Below are 275 nucleotides of genomic sequence, written 5' to 3' on the forward strand. Positions count from 1 at the left end.
ACGCCGCACGCCAATAGCGACGGCGCGGCGACAACGAGACAACGACAAAAAACACGTTCGGGAGGGACTTCATGAGCGACACCATCGCAGCGACCATCCAGCGCGCCCGCGAGCACAGCATTGGCGATCTGCTGCGCCGGTCCGCGAAGCGCTATCCCGGCAAGACCGCGCTGATCTGCGGCGAGGTGAGCTGGACCTTTGCGGAGATGGACGCGATCTGCAATCGGCTCGGACGCGGCTTGCTCGGCCTCGGCATCGCGAAGGGCGACCGCGTT

At 65.8% G+C, this 275-nt stretch carries 1 protein-coding gene; it reads left to right on the forward strand.

From position 1 onward, the window contains the following. Positions 1-71: 71 nt before the first annotated feature. On the forward strand, positions 72-275 hold a 204-nt coding region (locus tag OU789_RS16860; RefSeq protein ID WP_274656955.1), incomplete at its 3' end, for an AMP-binding protein.

Source organism: Halocynthiibacter sp. C4 (assembly GCF_028823805.1).
Taxonomy (GTDB): domain Bacteria; phylum Pseudomonadota; class Alphaproteobacteria; order Rhodobacterales; family Rhodobacteraceae; genus Falsihalocynthiibacter; species Falsihalocynthiibacter halioticoli.